At 73.5% G+C, this 20,524-nt stretch carries 14 protein-coding genes; 9 read left to right on the forward strand and 5 right to left on the reverse strand.

The features are described 5' to 3' along the window. Positions 1-484 precede the first annotated feature (484 nt). Positions 485-838, forward strand: a complete 354-nt coding sequence (locus Q0994_RS25040) for a PRC-barrel domain-containing protein (RefSeq protein WP_299538491.1) — start codon at positions 485-487, stop codon at positions 836-838. A gap of 735 nt (positions 839-1,573) precedes the next feature. Further along, positions 1,574-3,130, forward strand: a complete 1,557-nt coding sequence (locus Q0994_RS25045; protein WP_299538492.1) for a sugar transferase — start codon at positions 1,574-1,576, stop codon at positions 3,128-3,130. Between the two features lie 70 nt (positions 3,131-3,200). Here the strand turns inward: Q0994_RS25045 and Q0994_RS25050 are convergent, their stop codons facing one another. Further along, positions 3,201-4,184, reverse strand: a complete 984-nt coding sequence (locus tag Q0994_RS25050) for a GDP-L-fucose synthase (protein WP_299538493.1) — start codon at positions 4,182-4,184, stop codon at positions 3,201-3,203. Between the two features lie 114 nt (positions 4,185-4,298). On the opposite strand from Q0994_RS25050, the gene gmd reads away from it, so the two are divergent. The 6 genes from gmd (at position 4,299) to Q0994_RS25085 (ending at position 13,393) form a co-directional block, all read left to right on the forward strand. After that, positions 4,299-5,312, forward strand: a complete 1,014-nt coding sequence (gene gmd / locus Q0994_RS25055; protein ID WP_299538495.1) for a GDP-mannose 4,6-dehydratase — start codon at positions 4,299-4,301, stop codon at positions 5,310-5,312. Beyond that, on the forward strand, positions 5,309-8,107 hold the full coding sequence (locus Q0994_RS25060; RefSeq protein WP_363325573.1) for a LamG-like jellyroll fold domain-containing protein: 2,799 nt from the start codon (positions 5,309-5,311) through the stop codon (positions 8,105-8,107). Before gmd ends, Q0994_RS25060 begins: the two co-directional genes overlap by 4 nt. Then, positions 8,104-10,362, forward strand: coding sequence for a LamG domain-containing protein (locus Q0994_RS25070; RefSeq protein ID WP_299538497.1), 2,259 nt, complete (start codon positions 8,104-8,106; stop codon positions 10,360-10,362). The genes Q0994_RS25060 and Q0994_RS25070 overlap by 4 nt, the downstream gene beginning before the upstream one ends. Next, the gene (locus tag Q0994_RS25075; protein ID WP_299538498.1) at positions 10,362-11,102 is read left to right on the forward strand and encodes a hypothetical protein; all 741 of its coding nucleotides are present in this window, start codon (positions 10,362-10,364) and stop codon (positions 11,100-11,102) included. The genes Q0994_RS25070 and Q0994_RS25075 overlap by 1 nt, the downstream gene beginning before the upstream one ends. After that, positions 11,099-11,926 carry a glycosyltransferase family 2 protein gene (locus tag Q0994_RS25080; protein WP_299538499.1) on the forward strand — a complete coding sequence of 276 codons (828 nt, stop codon included), beginning with the start codon at positions 11,099-11,101 and terminating at the stop codon, positions 11,924-11,926. The genes Q0994_RS25075 and Q0994_RS25080 overlap by 4 nt, the downstream gene beginning before the upstream one ends. A 105-nt stretch (positions 11,927-12,031) precedes the next feature. Continuing rightward, positions 12,032-13,393: an MFS transporter gene (locus Q0994_RS25085; RefSeq protein ID WP_299538500.1), complete on the forward strand. Its 1,362-nt coding sequence runs from the start codon at positions 12,032-12,034 to the stop codon at positions 13,391-13,393. 34 nt (positions 13,394-13,427) lie between these two features. Here the strand turns inward: Q0994_RS25085 and Q0994_RS25090 are convergent, their stop codons facing one another. After that, complete coding sequence (locus Q0994_RS25090) at positions 13,428-14,588, reverse strand: glycosyltransferase (RefSeq protein ID WP_299538501.1); 1,161 nt, start codon at positions 14,586-14,588, stop codon at positions 13,428-13,430. Between the two features lie 221 nt (positions 14,589-14,809). On the opposite strand from Q0994_RS25090, the gene Q0994_RS25095 reads away from it, so the two are divergent. Beyond that, on the forward strand, positions 14,810-16,330 hold the full coding sequence (locus Q0994_RS25095; RefSeq protein ID WP_299538503.1) for a hypothetical protein: 1,521 nt from the start codon (positions 14,810-14,812) through the stop codon (positions 16,328-16,330). Here Q0994_RS25095 and Q0994_RS25100 read toward each other — a convergent pair. From Q0994_RS25100 to Q0994_RS25110, 3 genes are read right to left on the reverse strand one after another with little or no spacing between them, the layout of a single operon-like run. Then, positions 16,290-17,540 carry a hypothetical protein gene (locus tag Q0994_RS25100; protein ID WP_299538504.1) on the reverse strand — a complete coding sequence of 417 codons (1,251 nt, stop codon included), beginning with the start codon at positions 17,538-17,540 and terminating at the stop codon, positions 16,290-16,292. The two genes, Q0994_RS25095 and Q0994_RS25100, sit on opposite strands and share 41 nt — an antisense overlap. Beyond that, positions 17,537-19,222: a lipopolysaccharide biosynthesis protein gene (locus tag Q0994_RS25105; RefSeq protein WP_299538505.1), complete on the reverse strand. Its 1,686-nt coding sequence runs from the start codon at positions 19,220-19,222 to the stop codon at positions 17,537-17,539. The genes Q0994_RS25100 and Q0994_RS25105 overlap by 4 nt, the downstream gene beginning before the upstream one ends. Then, complete coding sequence (locus tag Q0994_RS25110) at positions 19,219-20,481, reverse strand: glycosyltransferase (RefSeq protein ID WP_299538506.1); 1,263 nt, start codon at positions 20,479-20,481, stop codon at positions 19,219-19,221. Before Q0994_RS25110 ends, Q0994_RS25105 begins: the two co-directional genes overlap by 4 nt. Between the last annotated feature and the right edge of the window lie 43 nt (positions 20,482-20,524).

A 20,524-nucleotide genomic window follows, 5' to 3' on the forward strand; every position in this document is an offset into this window, starting at 1 on the left:
GAGGCGGGAGCCCTACGAAGGCTCCCGCGGGCGCGGGCGCACCCTCCCCGTTCACCGCCCGTGCCGTCTGCCCCGATGGCCGACGACTAATCCTCGGGAGCGGAGCAGGTGCGCGCGGGGGCGGACGGAGGGCGCCGGAGGGGGCCCCGGGAACAGGCGGACGCGGAGGGCGGGGCGGACCGGCAGCCGGGGGCGGATGGAGCGCGGAACGTGACCCATGGCCACAGAGCGGGATGTACAGGCGTGAGCGCGGGCGGCCGGGGGCGGCACAGACGGCGACGCGGTCCGGCTCCGCGAAAAGCGACAGGGTGCCCGCCTTTTCGTCGCTCACACCCCCTGGACCCCTGTCGATAAAAAGTCCTTCCGTCCCCGGAATTCGATGTGTACAGCCCCGCTCGACGGGCACCAGGATCCCAGCGGAACTTACACAGCTTTTCCAGAACCACCGCACCATGAAGCCGACCGAATGAAGGAGCGCATTTACATGAGCGAGAACATCTGGGGCTACCGTCCGGCCGCCGGCCACGTCACGGGCAGCAACCTGGCGGGCTACAAGGTCGAGGCGACCGACGGCAGCATCGGCAAGGTGGACAAGCACTCGGACGAGGTGGACGCCTCCTACCTCGTGGTCGACACGGGTGTATGGATCTTCGGCAAGCACGTCCTGCTGCCGGCCGGCACGATCACGCGGGTCGACGCCGCCGAGGAGAAGGTCTATCTGGACCTCACCAAGGAGCAGATCAAGGACGCGCCGGAGTTCGACAAGGAAAAGCACCTGACGGACCCGGCCCACCGTGAGCAGACCGGTGAGTACTACGGCCGCCACCGTCGCGTCTGATCGCCGCGGAACACACGGGTGGGGCCGGACGGGGAATTCCCTGTCCGGCCCCACCCGTTTTCGCGCGCATGCAACGCATTCCGCATTCCGCATTCCAGCCGCATCGAATGCACCGGAATGGGTGGGGCGGGATACGGGGCGCGGAGGCGTCGCGGACACCGACGGGGCAGGGCCCCCTGGCCGCGGTCGCCGGCCCCGGGACCGGACCGGAACCCCGAATCCGGCCACCTGGACCCGCAGGCCCCGGCAGCCCCGGCAGCCCCGATGACCGGCCGATCCCCGGCACCGCCGACCGGTCGGACCCCGCCGTCGGCGCGTCCGCCGGCCGGCGCACCCCTGCGCACCTCCCGCCCACCACCGCCGTGCGCCCTCGGTAGCCGGGTCTGCGCGCAGTGTGACGCAGATAACTCCCGCACGGACCGGCCGACTTGGACCGTCACAGTCCACATATGCGTTCGTGAAGCGGAGAGTTGAGTTTCGGACTCTTTGACCCGGTTACCGCGCATCGACAAGCGCTTGCCCCTATCCTGCGAACCTCAACAGTCGTACACAGAAGCAGAGATGACCGCCACGCCGGGAACCTGGCGAAGTCTCCGTTGTGTCTGAACTTCACGGGAACTCCAGCGAAATGGCACGTGTGTGGATATCGTGCACCGAGCGATGGCGCATCCGCCGGTCCCGAGGATCGGCGGATGCGCCGCGTTCGGTGGGGATGCGACTGTGACTGGGGGGTTCATGGGGCATGTCGAAATACCCGGAACAGACCTATCCGGACCTGTGGGGCTCCGGGGCGCGCCACGCCCCCGGACCGCGACGTCCCGGAACCGCACCACGGCGCTGGAACAGCTCTGGCGGGCGCCCACGGCACAGCGCGATCTGACCAATCGCGCGCCGAGGGCGTACGGCCGGGCCCGTCCGCCGCTGCCGCTCGCCGCCCTGGCGGAGGCGGCCGGCCTGGGCGTTCCCGCCTGGCTGGTGCTGTCGGAACGCGCCCAGCCGTGGGCACTGCCCTCGGCGTGCCTGGCGGCCGCCGCCTGGACCGGGGTGCGGATCGCCCGCGGCCGGTACGCCTCGCGGCCCCGGTCCGACCGCGGCGGCCTGTCCGGCGTCCTCGCGGACTGGCTGGTCTACGTCGGCCTGCTCGCGGTGGCCTGGACCGCCGTGCGCCCCGCGGTCGATCCCGGCGCCGCGCTGGCCGCCTCCGTGCCGGGACTGCTGGCCGCCTGCGCGGTGACCGTGCTCGTGCGGCGGCGCGCGGTGGCCCAGCGGGCGCGGTGCGGGCAGCGCCGGGTGCTGCTCGTCGGCGCCGCTGCGGGCGTGGACGAGGTGGCCGGCGCCCTGTGCGCCCGTACCGCCGCCCACGGCTACCGGGTGGTGGGCGCGGTGCCGGTGGGGGCCGCGGAGCCGCACACCGACACCCCGCTCGCGGGACGGCTGTCGTCGCAGGCGGCCAAGGACGACGTGTCGACGGTGCTGGGCGGCGCCTACGCCCAGGGGGCGGAGCTGGTACTGGTGGCGCCGGGGGCGGAGCTCACCGGCGACCGGCTGCGAAGACTCGGCTGGGGGCTGCACGACGCGGGACTCGCGTGGTGCGTGCTCTCCGACCTGCCCGGCGTCGCCGCCGAGCGGATACGGCCGGCCTCGGTCGCCGGACTGACCCTGCTGCACGTCTCCCCGCCGTTGCGGCGGGGGCTCCAGGCGTCGCTGAAGTCCCTGCTGGACCGGGCGGGGGCGGGCGTCGGACTGCTGCTGCTGGCGCCGCTGATGGTGGCCGTCGGCATCGGGATAAGGGCCACCTCGCGGGGCCCGGTCTTCCACCGGCAGACCCGGCAGGGGCAGCACGACCGGCCGTTCACCATGTGGAAGTTCCGCACCATGGTCCAGGACGCGGAGGCCCGCAAGGCGGAGCTGATCACCGCCAACGAGGTGGACGGGCCGCTGTTCAAGATGCGGCGCGATCCCCGGATCACCCGGATCGGGCGGGCGCTGCGGCGCACCTCGATCGACGAACTGCCGCAGTTGTTCAACGTACTACTGGGTGACATGTCCCTGGTGGGACCGCGCCCTCCGCTGCCCGAGGAGGCTGCCGCGTACGACGAGCGGGAGCGCCGGCGGCTGGCGGTGAAGCCGGGTCTCACCGGCCTCTGGCAGGTCAGCGGCAGGTCCGACCTGTCGTGGCAGGAGTCCGTGTCGCTCGACCTCTGGTACGTGGACAACTGGACGGTCTCCACCGACATGGGGCTGATCGCCCGGACGCTGCGCGCCGTCACCGACGGGCGCGGGGCGTACTGAGGTGGCCGGGCGGAGGGGGGCCGGGGTGCGCGGGGACGGTTCCGCGCCCCGCCCGGGGCGGGGCGCGGAATCACACCGCGGCGGCGGTGTGCTCCAGCCACCACGCGTAGGTCCGGGCGATGCCGTCCCGCAGCGGGATCCTCGGGGTAAAACCGAGGGCGGTCAGCCGGTCCACGTCCAGCAGCTTGCGCGGGGTGCCGTCGGGCTTCGTGGTGTCCCAGACGATCTCTCCCCGATACCCCGTCACCTCGCTGACCAGTGCGGCGAGTTCGCTGATGGGGAGGTCCTCGCCGCAGCCGATGTTGACCGGCTCGTCCCCGTCGTACCGCTCCAGCAGGAGCGCACAGGCGGCGGCGAGGTCGTCCACGTGCAGGAACTCGCGGCGTGGGCTGCCGGAGCCCCACAGGGTGACGGAGGGGGCGCCGTCGCGCCCGGCCTCGTGGAAGCGCCGGATCAGGGCGGGCAGGACGTGCGAGGTCTCCAGGTCGAAGTTGTCGCCGGGCCCGTAGAGATTGGTGGGCATGGCGCTGATGTAGGAGGCGCCGTACTGCCGCCGGTAGGACTGCGTCTGCACGACGCCCGCGATCTTGGCGAGGGCGTACGCCTCGTTGGTCGGCTCCAACGGCCCGGTGAGCAGCGAGCTTTCGCTGATCGGCTGCGGGGCGTGCTTCGGGTAGATGCAGGAGGATCCGAGGAACAGCAGCCGTGCGACGCCGGCCGCGTGGGCGCCGCCGATCACGCTGAGCTGGATGCGGAGGTTGTCCTCCAGGAACTGCACCGGCCAGGTGCTGTTGGCCATGATGCCGCCCACCTTGGCCGCGGCCAGCACGACGGCGTCCGGCCGGACGTCGCGCAGGTACGCCTCGGTCCGCCCGCCGTCGCGCAGGTCGAGGAGGTCGCGGCCACGGGTGAGCACCTCGTGGCCGTCGGCGGTGAGGCGGCGCACCACCGCCGAACCGACCAGTCCGCGGTGTCCCGCCACGAATATGCGGGAGCCGGGGGGGAGTAGGGGGCGGGCGGATTCCCGGGGTGGGCCGGGGATGTCGGTCGTCATGGCTCGGATTGTGCCAGCAGGAGCGGACGTCGGTGCATCTTTGCCGCCAATCGCTCACTACATGAGATACACGTTCAAACGCCGCTGCGGCGTGAACATCTGGAGGGGGAAGTCGTGGGGAAGACCGCGCTCATCACCGGGGTGACCGGACAGGACGGCTCGTACCTGTCCGAGCTGCTGCTCGACAAGGGCTACACGGTCCACGGGCTCATACGCCGCTCGTCGAGCTTCAACACCGAACGCATCGACCACATCTACCAGGGGCCGGAGGAGGCGAACCGTTCGTTCGTCCTGCACCACGCCGACCTCAGCGACGGTGTCGCGCTGGTGAACCTGCTGCGCGAGGTGCGGCCCGACGAGGTCTACAACCTCGGCGCGCAGTCGCACGTCCGGGTGTCGTTCGACGCCCCGCTGTACACCGGCGACGTCACCGGGCTCGGTGCGATCCGGCTGCTGGAGGCGGTGCGCGCCAGCGGCATCGACACCCGGGTGTACCAGGCGTCCTCGTCGGAGATGTTCGGCTCGACCCCGCCGCCGCAGAACGAGAGCACGCCGTTCCACCCGCGCAGCCCGTACAGCGTGGCGAAGGTGTACGCCTACTGGGCGACGGTCAACTACCGTGAGGCGTACGGCATGTTCGCGGTGAACGGCATCCTGTTCAACCACGAGTCGCCGCGCCGCGGCGAGACCTTCGTGACCCGCAAGATCACCCGCGGGGTGGCCCGGATCAAGGCCGGGCTCCAGGAGCGGCTGCACCTGGGCAACCTCGACGCGGTGCGGGACTGGGGATACGCCCCGGAGTACGTCGACGCGATGTGGCGGATGCTGCAGCGGGACACCCCGGACGACTACGTGGTGGCGACCGGCCAGGGCGTCAGCGTCCGGCAGTTCCTGGAGCACTCCTTCGAGCACGCCGGCCTCGACTGGCGCGAGCACGTGCGCTACGACCCCAAGTACGAACGCCCCAGCGAGGTGGACGCGTTGATCGGGGACGCGTCCAAGGCGGAGGAACTGCTCGGCTGGAAGCCGGAGGTCACCTCCATGGAGCTGGCCCGGATCATGGTCGACGCGGACGTGCGCGCCCTGGAGGCGCAGCTCAGCGGCGCGGCCGTGCGGGTGGACCGATGAGCGCCCCAGGGTGGGGACGCGGCGTCGGGTACGCCGCGTCCCTCGCCCTGGCCGCGGGGGCTCTGGGGGCCTCCGCGGTCACCACCGCTCCCCCGGCCGGTGCGCTGACGCCACCGGTGGGGTTCACCGCCGACCACCTGTCCACCTACCAGACCAACGGCATCGTCTGGGCGCTCGCCGAGGCGGGCGGCGTGGTGTACGCGGGCGGCACCTTCTCGCAGATACGCCCGGCGGGCACGGCGGCCGGCGGCGCGGGTTCCGCCCCCGCGGTCAACTTCGCCGCGTTCGACGCGGCCACCGGGGCGCCGACCGGCTGCTCGCTCTCCTTCACCCGCAGCAGCGGCACCGCGACCGTGCGGGCGCTGGCCGTGTCCCCCGACAAGTCCACCCTGTACGTCGGGGGTTGGTTCAACGCGGCGAACGGGACGGCGGTCAACGGACTGGCCGCCGTCAACACCGCGACCTGCCAGGTCCGCACCGGGTTCGCCCCGGGCTTCAGCGCCACGGTCCGCGCGCTGGACGTGGCGGCGGACGGGACGGTCTACGCCGGCGGCGACTTCCAGTCGGTCGGCGGACAGACCCGGCGGTTCTACGGCGCGGTGACCCCCGGCGGCACACCGACCGCCTGGAACCCCGACGTGGACGCGCCCGGCCGGACCCTGCGGGTCACCCCGGACGGCGCGTCCGTGCTGATCGGGGGCGACTTCTTCACCGTCGGGGGCGCGGCCTCGCACGCGCTGGCGGTGACGGACGCCGCCACCGGTGCGCTCGACCACGGCTACCCGGGCACCTTCATCCCGCCGACGGCAGTGATCAAGGACATCGTCACGGACACCGCCTCGGGCGGCTGGTACGCGGCCGGCGAGGGCCGCGGCGGCAACTCCTTCGACGGCCGGCTCGCCATGGAGCTGGACGGCTTCGGCCAGCGCTGGCGGGACACCTGCCAGGGCGCCACCCAGGCGCTGCGGGTGTACCGGGGCGTGCTGTACGCGGGCAGCCACGTGCACGACTGCTCGTCCATGGGCGGCTTCCCCAACCAGGTGCGCAAGCACCTCACCGCCCAGTCGGTGGACGATCCGGAGATGCTGGGCTGGCTGCCGGACACCAACGACGGCATCGGCGAGCCGGTCGGGCCGCGCGCCCTGACGGTCGCCTCCCGCGACGGCCGGGACTTCCTCTGGGTGGGCGGCGAGTTCACCACCGTCAACGGGGTCTCCCAGCAGGGCCTGACCCGGTTCGCGAACTCCCCGGACACCGGCGCGCCCGCCGCCCCGGCGGTCAGCGTCTCCGCCCCGCGGGCCGGTGAGGTGAAGGTGAGCTGGCGGTCGTCGCTCGACCTGGACGACTCGCTGCTGACCTACCGGGTGTACCGCAACGGCGGGGCCGCACCGGTGTACACCACCACCGGGTCCTCGCGGTTCTTCGACCGTCCGCAACTGACGTTCACCGACACGGACGTGGTGGCCGGGCAGACGTACACCTACCGGATCTCCGCGAGCGACGGCACCAACACCGGGGCCCAGTCGGCCGCCGTCTCCGTGACGGCCGCCGCGTCCGCGTCCCCGTACCGGGAGAAGGTCCTGGCGGACGGCGCCGAGCTGTACTGGCGGTACGACGAGGCGGGCGGGGCGTTCGCCGCGGACGCGTCGGACTCCGGCGACGGGGGCGTCTACGTCAACGCCCCGGCGTACCGCTCGACGCCCGCCGCGGTCACCGGTTCGGCGGCGCTGACGCTGAACGGCACCGACGAGTACGTGTACAGCGACCGGCTGCACCACTACACCGCGCCGTCGCCGTACTCCGTGGAGACGTGGTTCCGCACCACGTCCACCACGGGCGGCCGGATCATCGGCTACGGCAGCAACATCGGCACCGCGCAGGGCCAGACCAGCACCGTCGCCGACAAGCTGGTCGACCTGACGGACGACGGCCGGCTCACCTTCGGGGTGCAGGTCGGCAACTCCCCCGACCGGCCCACCATCACCACCACCGGCTCGTACAACGACGGCGCCTGGCACCACGTGGTGGCCACCCAGGGCGCCGACGGTATGGCCCTCTACGTGGACGGCGAACCGGCGGGCACCGACCCGGCGACCGGGGGCCGTTCGTACAACGGCTTCTGGCGCGTGGGCGGGGACGCGATGAGCAACGCCTGGCCGGACCGGCCGACCAGCACCTACTTCGCCGGCCAGGTCGACGAGACGGCGGTCTATCCGACGGCGCTGACCGCCGCCCAGGCCGCCGAGCACCACGATCTCGCCGACGCGGTACCCGGTCCCGGCGGGGGTGGCGGGGGGACGACGGTCGCGCTGACGCCCACCGAGGACGCCTACGTCAACGGGGTGGCCGCCAACACCACCTACGACGACACCCAGCTCGCCGCCCGCGGCACCACTCCCTACCTCGGCTACCTGCGCTTCGCGCTGCCGGCGGCCCCCGCCGGTCAGCACGTCACCGCCGCCCGGCTGACGTTTCGCACCTCGTCGGACGCCACGGCGGGCAGCGCGGAGAGCCACGACGTGGTGCCGGTGACCGGGGCGTGGTCCGAGTCCTCGGTCACCTACAACACCCGCCCGGCGCTCGCCGGGACGGTGCTGGGAACGATCTCCGGCGCGACAGCCCTCTCCACCGACTACGCGGTGGAGCTGGACGCGTCGGCACTGGGCGGGGCCCTCGGCTCCTCCTTCTCACTCGCCCTGACCGGCAGCGGTACGGACAGCCTCCGTGTCTGGTCGGGCGAGGTCGCAACCGCGGCTTTCCGGCCGCAGCTCATCCTCACCTTCGGAGCCGAATGATGAACGGAAGTACACGGCGGAGATCCGTCGGACGCGGGCGCACCAGGGCCGCGTCCGCCGTGCTCTGCCTGCTCGCCGGAGCCCTGACCGCGTCCGTCGCGGCCGGGGCCTCCCCGGCGGCCGCGCTGACGCCCCCGGTGGCGCTCACCGCGGACGACCTCTCCACCTGGCAGACCAACGGCATCGTCTGGTCCATGGCGGCCGGCGACGGCGTCGTCTACGCGGGCGGCACCTTCTCCACCGTCCGCCCGCCCTCGGCCGCGGCCGGGACGGGCGAACAGCCCGCGGTCAACTTCGCCGCGTTCGACGCGGCGACGGGGGCGCCGACCGGCTGCGCCCTGTCGTTCACCCTCACCTCGGGCACCGCGACCGTGCGGGCGCTGGCGCTCTCCCCGGACGGCGCGACGCTGTACGCGGGCGGCCAGTTCGGCGCCGTGAACGGTGTCGGGGTCAGCAACATCGCGGCGATCGACACCGCCACCTGCACGCCGAGGAACGACTTCAAGGTGGCCGTCTCGGCGACCGTGCGGGCCATCGCGCCCACCGAGGACACCGTCTACTTCGGCGGCGACTTCAACAGCGCGGGCGGCGCGACCAGGAACAAGTTCGCCGCCGTGACGGCGGACGGCGCCGACCTGCTGCCGTGGACGGCCAACGCCGACGAGGTCGCCCGCGCGGTCGATGTCACGCCCGACGGGCAGCACGTGCTGCTCGGCGGCGACTTCTTCACCGTCAACGGCACCACCTCGCACGCCCTGGCCGTCGTCGACGCCACCACCGGCGCGCTGACCACCGCCTACCCCGGCTTCATCCCCAACACCTCGACGGTGCAGGACCTCACCACCGACGCCACCGGCTTCTACACCGCCAACGAGGGCACCGGCGGCGGCGTCTTCGACGGACGCATCGCGCTGGACCTGGACGACTTCCAGCAGCGCTGGCGGGACACCTGCCTGGGCGCCACCCAGGCCGTCCTGGTCCACTCGGGGGTCCTCTACAGCGGCAGCCACGCCCACGACTGCGCCTCCATGGGCGAGTTCCCCGACCAGCCGCGCAAGCACCTGCTCGCGCAGTCGGTCGACGACCCGCAGTTGCTGCCGTGGTTCCCGGACACCAACGACGGCATCGGCGAGCCGGTCGGGCCGCGCGTGATGGCGCAGACGGACAAGGGCGGCCGCCACTACCTGTGGGTGGGCGGCGAGTTCACCACCGTCAACGGGGAGGCGCAGCAGGGGCTGACCCGCTTCGCGGACGGCCCGGACACCGGGGCGCCATGGGTGCCCAACGTCTCCCTGAACACGGTGGTCCCCGGTCAGATCGAGGTCAACTGGCAGACCAGCTTCGACACCGACGACGGCGAACTGACCTACCGGATCTACAAGGACGGGGCGGCCACCCCGGTGTACACCACCACCGGGTACTCCCTGTTCTGGGACCGGCCGCAGCTGCGCTGGACCGACACCTCGGTCGCGCCGGGCGAGACCCACTCGTACCGGATCAGCGCAAGCGACGGCACCAACACCAGCGCCAAGTCGACCGCGGTCTCCGCCACGGTCGCGGCGACCGCCCCGTCCTACCCGGCGCAGGTGCGCGCCGACGGCGCGTCGCTGTACTGGCGCTACGACGAGGCGACCTCCACCTTCGCCGCCGACTCCGGCAGCGGCCTCGACAACGGTTTCCTGCGCAACGCCCCCTCCTACCGGCAGACCCCGGCCGCCGTCGCGGGCGACTCCACCGCGATCGGGTTCAACGGCACCGACGAGTACGCGTACAGCAACGCCCGGCACGCGCGGCCGACGGCCTTCACCCTGGAGACGTGGATCAAGACCACGACCACCAAGGGCGGCCGGATCATCGGCTTCTCCAACCTGACCATGCAGACCAGCACCAGTTACGACAAGCACGTCTACATGGCCAACGACGGGAAGCTGGTCTTCGGCGTCTACGACGGCGCCACCCGTACGGTCACCAGCCCCGCCGCGTACAACGACGGGGCCTGGCACCACGTGGTCGCCACCCAGGGCTCCGGTGGTCTGGCGCTCTACGTGGACGGCCAGTTGCGCGCGTCCAACATCCTCTACAAGACCAACGAGAACTACTCCGGGTACTGGCGGGTGGGCGGCGACAACCTCAACAACTGGCCCAACCGTCCCACCAGCAACTTCTTCGCCGGGCAGATCGACGAGACCGCCGTCTACCCGACGGTCCTGCCGGCCGCCAAGGTCAGCTCGCACTACGCACTCAGGAACGGATGATGAAACGCCTCTTCCTGGCCGGCGCCGCCGTCTTCACGGCGGTGGCGCTGGCCGCGTGCGGTTCGTCCGACGACGGGAAGGACCCGGAGGCCGGGGGCGCTCAGCGCTCCCCGGCCTCCGGGCCGTCCGTGGCGGGCCCCGCCTCCACGCCCACCGCCGTCCCCGGCGCCGGGGACGGCGGCGAGGACGGTTCGGGCGCCGGCCCCGACACCGGCTCCGACGCCGCGAAGACGCCGGAGGCCCCGAAGGTGCCGAGCGACGAACTGACCCCCGCCACCGGCACGTTCACCGAGCCGCAGAAGGAGTACCTGGTCGACCGGGTGCCCCGGGGGATGGACCCGGCGGCCGTCCTGCAGACCGGGCAGGAGACCTGCGACAAGCTGCGCTACCTGGCCAAGGTCGACCGCCGGACGGCCGTCGCCTCGATCGTGACCGGCGAGGTCCCCGACGCGGCGCCCGCCGTCGCCCACCTCTGCCCCGACCGCCAGGACCTGGTGGACGAGGCCGCGAAGGGGTACGCCGACGGCACCCACACCGGCAAGGCGCTGCGCCCCGGCCGCTACCGCTCGGCCGCGCCCACCACCGCCTGCACCTGGGAGATCCGGGGCGCGGGCGGCAAGGCGCTGGGCGGCGGCACCTCGCACTCCGGCGAACCGGTGCGCATCACCCTCGCCCCCGCGGCGCGCACCTTCACCTCCACAGGCTGCTACGCCTGGCTGCCCGAAGGAGACGACAGTTGAGCAAGCTCCCGATAGCCGTGGCGATCCCCACCAAGAACGAGGGGCTGAACATCGCCGAGGCGGTGAACTCGGTCATCGACCACTTCGAGGCCGTCGTCGTGGTCGACTCGCACAGCACCGACGACACCGCGAAGATCGCCGCCGAGTGCGGCGCCGAGGTCGTCCTGTACACCTGGGACGGCGGGCACCCCCGCAAGAAGCAGTGGTGCCTGGACCACGTCCGCACCGACCTCGACTGGATCCTGGTGCTGGACGGCGACGAGCGGCTCAGCCCCGGTCTGCTGGCCGAGCTGCGGGAGGTCTTCGCCGACCCCGCCGCGCCGAAGCCCGCCGCCTACGACATCCCGCTCGGGTACTGGTTCGCCGGGAAGCGGCTGCGTCACGGCTACACCATCCGCAAGCGCTCGCTGACCGACCGCACCCGGTGCGCCTACCCCGAGGTCGGCGACCTGGCGGCGCCAGGGATCGGGGAGGTCGAGGGTCACTACCAGCCGGTCGCCGCGACCGCCGCCGCGCTGCGCAACCCGATCGAGCACCAGGACCTCGACCCGGTCACGGCCTGGTTCGAGCGGCACAACCGGTACTCCGACTGGGAGGCCTGGCTGGAACACCACCCGGAGGTCAAGGAACAGGTCCGCAGGGTCAAGTCCCGCCAGGGGCAGCTCTTCCACAAGGCGCCGTTCAAGCCGGTGCTGTCCTTCGCGTACATGTACCTCTACCGGCGCGGGTTCCTCGACGGCCGCGCGGGGCTGGACTTCGCCCTGGCGATGAGCTTCTACCGGTGGCAGATCGCCCTCAAGTCGCGGGAGAAGCCGTCGGCTTGAGGCTCACGCGCGGTCGGGGGGCCGTACGGGCCGGGTAAGGTGCCCCGGTCGGCGGGGCGCGCCGCCACGGTCCGGCCCCGTTCCCCGACGTCGTGAGGAGCGCGCGTGGCGACTGGACGGCAGGACGATCCGGCGGTGGCTCCCGTCCCCGGCCGCGCGGGCCGGGGACGGCGGCCGGACAAGGCCCGCCGCCCCGTCGGATCGGCCGGCTTCGCCCGCTTCTGGTTCGGGCAGACCCTCTCGCAGTTCGGCGCCCGGATCGGCACGCTCGGCCTGTCGGTGACGGCCGTGGAGGCGCTGGACGCGGGCAGCGGTGAGGTGGGGGTGCTGGGCGCCGCGTCCACGGTCTGCTACCTGCTGGTCGGCCTGCCGGCCGGCGCCTGGGTGGACCGGGCGCTCAAGCGCAGGACGATGATGTGGGCCGCGCTGGTGCGCGGCGCGGTCGTGCTGTCCGTCCCCGTGCTGTGGCTGGCGGGCGGCCTGCACATGGGCGTGCTGTACGCGGTGGCGCTCGTGGTGGGACTGGCCACCGTGTTCTTCGACGTCGCCTCCCAGTCCTACGTCCCGTTGCTGGTGCCGGCGGACGACATCGGCCCCGCCAACGCGCGGCTGGAGGCGACCGCCCAGGTGTCGGCGCTCGGCGGGCCGGCGCTGGCCGGGCTGGCGATGCGGGTGGTGAGCGCGCCGGTCGTGCTGCTCGCCGACTCCCTCGCGTACCTCGGCGGCTTCCTCGTCCTCGCCGGGGTCCGGGACGACGAGCGGAAACCGGCGCCCGTCGCGGCGGGGGCGGGGCGGCTGCGGGCCGACATCGCGGAGGGGCTGCGGTTCGTCCGGGACCAGCCGGTCGTCCGGCGGCTCGCGGTCTCGATGGGGGTGTCCAACTTCTTCGCCACGATGGTGGCCACGCTGATCCCGGTCCTCGTCCTGCGGACGCTCGGTTTCGACCCGTTCACGCTGGGGCTGATCATGACGTGCGGGGCGGCGGGCGGGGTGCTGGGGGCGTTGCTGGCCCCGGTGGCCCGGCGGCGGTTCGGCGACGGGAAGGTGATGGCGGCGGGGCTGCTGACGGCGGCGCTGTTCACGGCGGCCGGTCCGGCGGCAGCGACGGTCGCCCCGCACCACCGGGCGGTGGCGGGCGCCCTGCTGCTGGCCGGCGAGTTCGGCATGACGGCCGGGGCGCTGCTCTTCAACGTGACGCAGGTCAGCCTGCGCCAGCGACTGTGCCCCGCGCCGCTGCTGGGCCGGATGAACGCGTCGATCCGCTTCGTGGTCTGGGGCGGCATGCCGCTCGCCTCGCTGGCCGCCGGATGGCTCGGCACCCACGCCGGGGTCACCGCGGCGCTGTGGGCGGGGGTCGTGGGCGGCGTGGTCACCGTGCTGCCCGTCCTGGGCATCGACCGGATCGTCGCGGCGCACGGCGGCCCCGCGGCACGGCCGGGGCGCGCGGCCCACCGCGAGGTGGCGTGAGCGCCCGCGCCGCGGGCCCGCGCGCGGGCGGTGTTCAGCTCCGGCGGGCGACGACCTCCTCGTAGGTCCGCCGCAGCGAGGCGGTGACGGCATCGATGGTGAAGTCCGCGTTGACCAGGTCCCAGGCGGCCTTGCCGGCGGCCGCGCCGGCGTCGGGGTCGAGCAGTTCGAGGACGGCGGCGGCGACCTTGGCGGCGTTGGCCGCGTCCTGCCCCACCCGGCTGTCGATCACCCGTCCGGCGCCCGCGCGGGCGACGTCCGGGCCGAGGCCGCAGGTCCGGGTGATGACCACGGGCGTGCCGACGGACATCGCCTCCAGCACCGAGACCCCGAGCGGCTCCTCGATCGACGGCAGCACGTAGACGTCGGCCTTCCGTCCCGCCTCCAGCACCTCCTCGTGTCCGAGCGCCCCCACCACGTCGAGCGAGCCGGTCACCCCCAGTTCCCCGGCGCGGGCCAGTGCGGAGGCGAGCCCTCCGGTGTCCGGGCCGGCCAGTACGAACCGGGCGTCGGGGTACACCTCGAGCACCGCGGGCATGGCGGCGACGAAGTCCTCGGGCCGCTTGCGTTCCTGCACGCGGGCGAGGAAGAGGACCGTCGGCGGGCCCCCCGGCTCCCGTTCCGGCTTGCGTTCCTGCGGGCGTACGCCATTGACGAGGCGGGCGGTCCGGGTGAGCGGCACGGGGGCGGCGACCGCTTCGACGTCCACGCGTTCCGCCTCGGTGAGGTGCAGCACGACGTCGGCGCGGCGCAGCACCCGGCGGACCCCGAGCAGGTCGGTGAGCTTGGCGACCGGCTTCTCGGTCGGATCGACCATGCCGTGGGTCTGCACGACCAGGGGGGTGCCGGAGGCCAGGGCCAGCAGGGCGGCGGGCAGAGTCACCAGGTCGCGCATCAGGTGCACGTGGACGAGGTCGGCGCCGCGCATGGCGCGACGGGCGTCGCGCAGCAGGGCGGCGGAGGTGATGCCGCTGACCTCGAACATCGGCAGCACGTGCCGGGCCGGGTACAGCAGGGCCGGGACCCCCTCGATCTCGTCCGGGAGCCCGCCGGGGCCGAAGCCGTCGCCGAGCGCCATGACGCGGGCGTCGTCGCCGCCCGCCCGCTGGGCCTTCGACAGATTGAGCGCCACCCGGGTGGGCCCGCCGAAGGCGTGGTCCGGAGTGTGGAGCGTGACAACGTGCAGGATCTTCACCAGGGTTCCCCTCGACCTCGGCCAACTGTTCACAGCCTAGGGGCTGTCGGGCCGGCCCGCCCGAGGTCCCGCGGACCGGCCGGACGCGCCCCGCACGCGTTCGGGCGGCCGGGGCGCAGGGGCGCCGCGGGCAGGCGACCGGAAGATCACGACTCCCGGTCTTCCCTCCCCAAGTGCGGCGATTCGTTAAGGTGTTCCCAGGTTCACGGAACGGGGGGCGCATGACGTCCGTGCACGAAACGGTCCCGCGCGCACCCACCGGTGGCGGCGGGCCGCGCGGGGTGCTCGAACCGGTGGCCCGGCCGCTGGCCTGGGCGATGCTGTCGCGCGCGGTCGCGGTGCCGCTCATCCTCGGGCTGGTGGTGTTCCTGCCGGCGGTGATCGCCGCGCAGCCGGGCACCGGCGCCCGCGACACCGTCTTCTGGCTCCAACTGGTGCTGACCTGCTACGCGGGGGCCCGGCTGGCGACGATGATCCTCTCCACCCGGCGGCGGCTCCTCCAGGGCGTCTTCTGGATGTTCGTGTACATCGCGATGGGCGTCGCGCCGCTGGCCCAGGCCGTCATCGGCCAGACCCCGACCCCGCTGGTCGGCCCGCGCGAGGACCTGGTGACCGCCACCGCGATGATCCTGCTCGGCTGCACGGCCTTCGACCTGGGCGCGCTGCTCGCCTCCCGGCGGCCCCTGAAGCGCCGGGACGCCTCCTCGGTGCGGCTCGGCGGCCGGCCCGCGCTGGCGCATCCGGTGCGACTGCGGCTGCTGGTGCTGGTGGCGTTCGCGGCGAGCGGCTACTACGTGATGAAGCTGGGCGGCCCGGCGATCTTCTTCACCAGCCGTCAGGAGATCAGCGCGTCGGTCGCCGAGAGCGGCATCGCCGCGACGGAGTCCAACGTGGGATCGGCGTTCCTCAAGGGGTTCGGCACGGTGCCCGCACTGCTGGCCCTGCTGTTCTACACCAGGCGCCTGGTGACCACCCGCCGCGCCCGGCGCACCCCGTCGACGGTGCTGGTGTGGACGGCGCTGCTGGTGCTGAACTGCGTGGTCAACAACCCGATTTCGAACGCTCGTTACTGGTTCCTGACGGTGCTCGTCTCGATGCTGTTCACCGCCTTCCCGAGCAGCGCGGCGATGTACCGCACGGTGCTCACCATGGGCGTCGTCGGCGCCCTGGTGCTCTTCCCGTACGCGGACCGGTTCCGGTACGACGACTCGGGCTACAAGCCGAAGGAGTCGGCGTCCGTCTTCGAGCCGCTGGCCACCAAGGACTACGACCAGACGGTGATGTTCGCCAACACCATCTCCTGGGTCGACACCCGCGGCCACACCCTCGGCCGTCAACTCGCGGGCTCCGCGCTCTTCTTCGTGCCGCGGGCGGCGTGGAGCGGCAAGCCGGAGGACACCGGGGTCCGGGTCGGGCAGTGGATGGGGATGAAGATGACCAACCTGTCCGCGCCGCTGTGGACGGAGTTCTGGGTCGACTTCGGCGGGGCCGGCATGGCGGGCGGACTGGCCCTGGTGGGGTACGCGGCGGCGCGCACCGACCGCAGGTTCGCGCGGGCGGTGACCCGCGAGGGGCCGGGACCGGCGGGGGTGCTGGCCATCGCCACCCCGCTGGTGGCCGGCTACACCTTCATCCTGCTGCGCGGCCCACTGCTCCAGGCGGCCGGGAAGCTCGCCATCGCCGCGCTCTGCCTGATGCTCGTCACGACGTACGGGGAGCGGGTGGCGCGGCGCCGGCGGTGACGGGGACGGCCGGAGCGGGGCGGCGCCGCAGCCGGGCCACGCGCGTCCAGGTGGCGGCCGCCTTGCAGACCGAGCCCAGGCACAGGCCCCAGGCCGCGCCCTCGATCCCGGCCAGGGCGTAGCCGCCGGCCAGGAAGGCGACGGCGGTGAGCGAGAAGACCACCTGGATGGCGAGGGTGGTCTTCGGGTCGAGCATCCGCAGCGCGAGCAGCCCGCAGGTGCCGACGGCCATCGCGGCGTACTGGCTGCCGCTGGCGGGCAGCAGCGCCGAGGCCGGCCCCCAGGTGTCCCCCAGCAACTGGCGTCCCGCGCCTGCCGGAAGCAGGGCGAGGGCGGTGGCCCAGAGGGCGGCGACGGCGGCCAGCACCGCGCCGAGCGCGGCTGCGGCCCGGACGCGGCGGCGGTCGCCGTCCAGCCGGCCGATCAGCGGCGGGCCGAAGCTGGTGGCCGAGGTGAACAGCACGTTGAGGGGCCCGAACAGCGTGGTCGCGCCGCGCAGCGCCCCCACCACCAGCGGATTGCCCACCGCGCCGAGGCCGAGAACGGAGAGCTGGCTGGTGGCGTTGCCGACACCGAACTCGACGACGAACCGGCGTCCGAGGTGGCCCCGCCGCAGCAGCGGCCGCAGATCCGTCGGCGCGTCCGAGGTCCTGCGGTGCAGGAGGGCGAGCGAGAGCAGCAGGGCGGGCAGCGCGGACAGTCCCCAGACCGCCACCAGCCGCCCGGTGCCGGCGCCGTGGGACTGGACGCCGAGGGCCGCCAGCACACAGACCAGCCGCACCAGGTCGCCGGTGAGGGCCAGGTGGGGCGCCTGGAGGGTGGAGAACGCGTACCGGGTGGCGTCTTGGCCGAGGACGACGGGCAGCACCAGGCCGAGGGCCAGCAGGCCGCGGGCGGTCTCGCCCGGTACGAACAGGCAGCCGGCGGCGAGCAGCGCGCCGAGGGCCGCCGCCGCGAGCAGGGTGAAGGCGACGGCCGACCGGCACGCGGCACGGGCCCGCCCCCCGTCGCCCCGGGTGAGCACCAGCGGCTGTCCGGTGTACGCGCCGGAGACCCCAAGCAGCACGGTGAAGACGAGGTAGACGGCGGAGAAGCGGGCGAAGTCCGGCACGGTGGAGAGCCGGGCCGCCGCCACCAGCACCAGGATGTTGGTGAGGGCGGCGACGCCCTGGTCCGCGACCGAGCAGACGATCGCGGTCCGCGCCCTCACCGGCCGGCGGTGGGCAGGGTGAAGGTGCGCAGCCCCATCGTCTCGGCGGGATCGCCGGTGTGCTCGGGTCCCTGGGGTCCGTCCGGCGGGCCGCCGGCCTGGCCGCCGCCGTTGCGGCGGCGGGTGGGCTTCTGCCGCTTGCGGTCCTTGCGGCCGAAGCGCCTGCGGTCACCGTGCAGCAGCACGCCGAGCACCTGTCCGCCGGAGGCGCTGATGATCTCGCGGATGCGTTCCAGGTCGCTGCGGTGCACCTCGCGCGGGTCGCACACGATCATGACGCCCTCCACCCGGTCGACCAGGGCCACCGCGTCGGCGTAGGACAGGACGGGCGGAGCCAGCACGATGACGACCGCGCCGGGGCGGTCGGCGGTGCTCATGATCCGGCCGAGTGGGGCCGAGGTGAGGGCACGGGGCACGTTGTCCACCCGGGAGCCGGTGACCAGCGCGAAGGCGCCGGAGCCGGGCACGTCCACGTTGGTGCGGCTGCCGGCCGGCCAGCTCCGGTCGCTGTCCTCGGAGGCCCAGCGGGCCCTCGGCTCGCTGACCGCGGCACCGAGTTCGTCGGCCAGGGAGGGGGTCCGCAGGTCCGCCTCGACGAGGAGCACCTCGCGGCCCATCTCGGCGAAGGCGGCGGCCAGGTTGGCGGCCGCGGCCACCGCGGCGGTGTTGTCCCCGCGCGGTGCGGTGACCAGCAGCCTGCGGTGCTCCGCGAAGGCGGGGTCGTAGGCCAGCCGGAAGGCGACCGCCCGGTACTCCTCCGCGAGCCGGCTGCCGCTGCGGCCGATGGCGAGCAGCTCCTCGGAGCCGCCGCGCTCGCGCGGCAGGGTGCCCAGCAGGGGTGCGCCGAGGGAGCGGACCAGTTCGCGGGGCGAGCGGACGGTGGGGTCGAAGACGAGGCGCACCCAGGAGAGCAGCAGCCCGAGGGCGAGGCCCACGACGCCGCCGAGGCCGACCAGCAGCGGCAGCCCGGCACCGGTCGGGGCGGTCGGGGCGACGGGCTTCTTGTTGAGGTAGCCCGGCGTGGTGTCGAGCGCCTGCAACTCCGATATCTTCCGGCTGAGTTCGGAGATGGAGACGATGAGGTTGGCGCGGGCGCTGGTCACGTCGTCGGACGCGCCGAGCTGGCTGTCGAGCTGGTCGCGCTTGCCCTCCAGCAGCTTGAGCTGGGAGCGGTAGCCGGCCGCCATGTTGTCGATGCTGCCCTCGGTGCGCTGCTTGCGGTGCTTGAGGTACGCCTCGGCCAGCGCCTCGGCCCGCGCCTTGGCCTGCTGGGGCGTGGCGCCGGTGTACGAGAAGCGCAGGGAGAGGGTGTTGGGCGGGTTGGTGACCTGGAGTCCGGCCAGCAGGTCGCGGGAGGAGACCTTGTCGCCCTCCTTGGCCAGCGCGCCCGCCGCCAGGGTGCCGACGGTGTCGCTGACGGCGGTCTGGCGCTCGGAGCCGATGTTGATGCCCTTGTCGGCGGAGGCGCCGGTGGCGAAGGGGTCGGCCGTCGCGGACCTGACCAGCACCTCGCCGGTGGCGGCGTAGGTGTCCTCGCCGCCGACCGCGAGGTAGCCACCGCCGAGCAGGCCGACGAGTACGCCGGCGGCCAGCAGCGACCGGTAGCGCAGGAGTTGGCGGAACTGGTCGCGCAGGAGTGCGGGCTCGTCCTGTTCGTCCAGGGCGCGGATGGGATGCGTCATCGGCGTGTGCTCCTTCGTGCGTGCCCGAGGACCTCGGCGAGCAGGGCGTCGAAACGGGCGAGGCCCGCCTCGCGGCTCAGGTGGAGGGTGACGTAGTCGGCGCCCCGGGCGCCGAGTCCGTCGGCCCCGGCGGGGTCGGCGGCCAGTTTCCGTACGGCGGCGAGCAGGGCCGACGGGTCTTCGGGGGCGACGAGGACGCCGGCGCCGGAGCGGCGCACTTCTTCCGCGGTGCCGCCCCCGGCGGCCACGGAGGCGACGACGGGCCGGCCGGAGACGAAGTAGGAGGTGAGCTTGGAAGGGACGCTCATGTCGAGGACGGACGCCCGCTGGGTGACGGCGAGCACGTCGGCGGCGGCGAGCACGTCCGTGAACCGGTCGGCGTCGGCGGGTGGCGCGAACTCGACGTTGGACAGTCCTTCGGCGCGGGCCCGCAGCGCGTCGCGCTGGTTGCCGTCGCCCATCAGCACCACCTTGACGTCGGGTGCCAGCCGCCCCGTCTCGACCAGGACCTCCAGCCCCTGCTTGAGACCCATGTTGCCGGAGTGCAGCACCACGACGGTCCCCGGATTCCAGCCGAGCCGGGCCCGGGTCGCCTCCCGGTCGGCCGTGGGGGGCCGCACGTGCGTCCAGTTGGGAACGACCCGGATGCGGGCCGGGTCGACGCCGAGGGCGGTGACGCCGGGCACGAAGCTCTCGTGGATGACGCCGACCAGGGCGGCGCCGCGCAGCGCGTACCGCTCCGCCGCCGCGGCCACCGAGGCGGCCCTGCCCCCGCCCTTGATGCCGCTCTGCGCCGCGGCGGCGCCCATCAGGTCCTGCACGACGGGTATGTGCGGCACGCCGTGGCGGCGGGCGATCCGGGCGGCCAGCACCCCGCCCGCCAGGCTGGGCATCTGGGAGACGACGACGTCGGGGCGGACCCGGGGCGGCGCCAGCAGTCCGTGGCCGAGCACGCTGGCCTCGAACAGGGCCCGGCGCAGGGCGCTCTGGCGCGGCGGCACGTAGTGTCTTCGCCGGTGCACGGTCGCGCCGCCGCGGACCTCCTCGGCCCGGCGGACACCCCGGTACGCCTCGTCGACGCGCCAGGCCGGGTAGTGCGGCATTCCGGTCAGTACGTCGACGCGTGCCCCCGACTGCGCCCAGTGCTCCGCGAGTTGCGTGGCGTACGGGCCGATGCCCGTCAGTTCGGGCGCGTAGTTGGTGGAGACCACCAGAACGGCGTGGCCCTCCACCGTCGCGCTGCGGTCGTTCGTGGTCATCGTTCGATCGCCTTCCCCCCGGAACGGCTTCTGTCCCCCGGGG

Source organism: uncultured Streptomyces sp., from assembly GCF_947488945.1.
Lineage (GTDB): Bacteria > Actinomycetota > Actinomycetes > Streptomycetales > Streptomycetaceae > Streptomyces.

Excerpts from the sequence above, each read along its gene's own strand:
- Q0994_RS25040 (WP_299538491.1), top strand. The coding sequence starts at position 485 with ATGAGCGAGAACATCTGGGGCTACCGTCCGGCCGCCGGCCACGTCACG.
- Q0994_RS25045 (WP_299538492.1), top strand. The coding sequence starts at position 1,574 with ATGGGGCATGTCGAAATACCCGGAACAGACCTATCCGGACCTGTGGGG.
- Q0994_RS25050 (WP_299538493.1), bottom strand. The coding sequence starts at position 4,184 with ATGACGACCGACATCCCCGGCCCACCCCGGGAATCCGCCCGCCCCCTA.
- Q0994_RS25060 (WP_363325573.1), top strand. The coding sequence starts at position 5,309 with ATGAGCGCCCCAGGGTGGGGACGCGGCGTCGGGTACGCCGCGTCCCTC.
- Q0994_RS25070 (WP_299538497.1), top strand. The coding sequence starts at position 8,104 with ATGATGAACGGAAGTACACGGCGGAGATCCGTCGGACGCGGGCGCACC.
- Q0994_RS25075 (WP_299538498.1), top strand. The coding sequence starts at position 10,362 with ATGAAACGCCTCTTCCTGGCCGGCGCCGCCGTCTTCACGGCGGTGGCG.
- Q0994_RS25095 (WP_299538503.1), top strand. The coding sequence starts at position 14,810 with ATGACGTCCGTGCACGAAACGGTCCCGCGCGCACCCACCGGTGGCGGC.
- Q0994_RS25105 (WP_299538505.1), bottom strand. The coding sequence starts at position 19,222 with ATGACGCATCCCATCCGCGCCCTGGACGAACAGGACGAGCCCGCACTC.
- Q0994_RS25110 (WP_299538506.1), bottom strand. The coding sequence starts at position 20,481 with ATGACCACGAACGACCGCAGCGCGACGGTGGAGGGCCACGCCGTTCTG.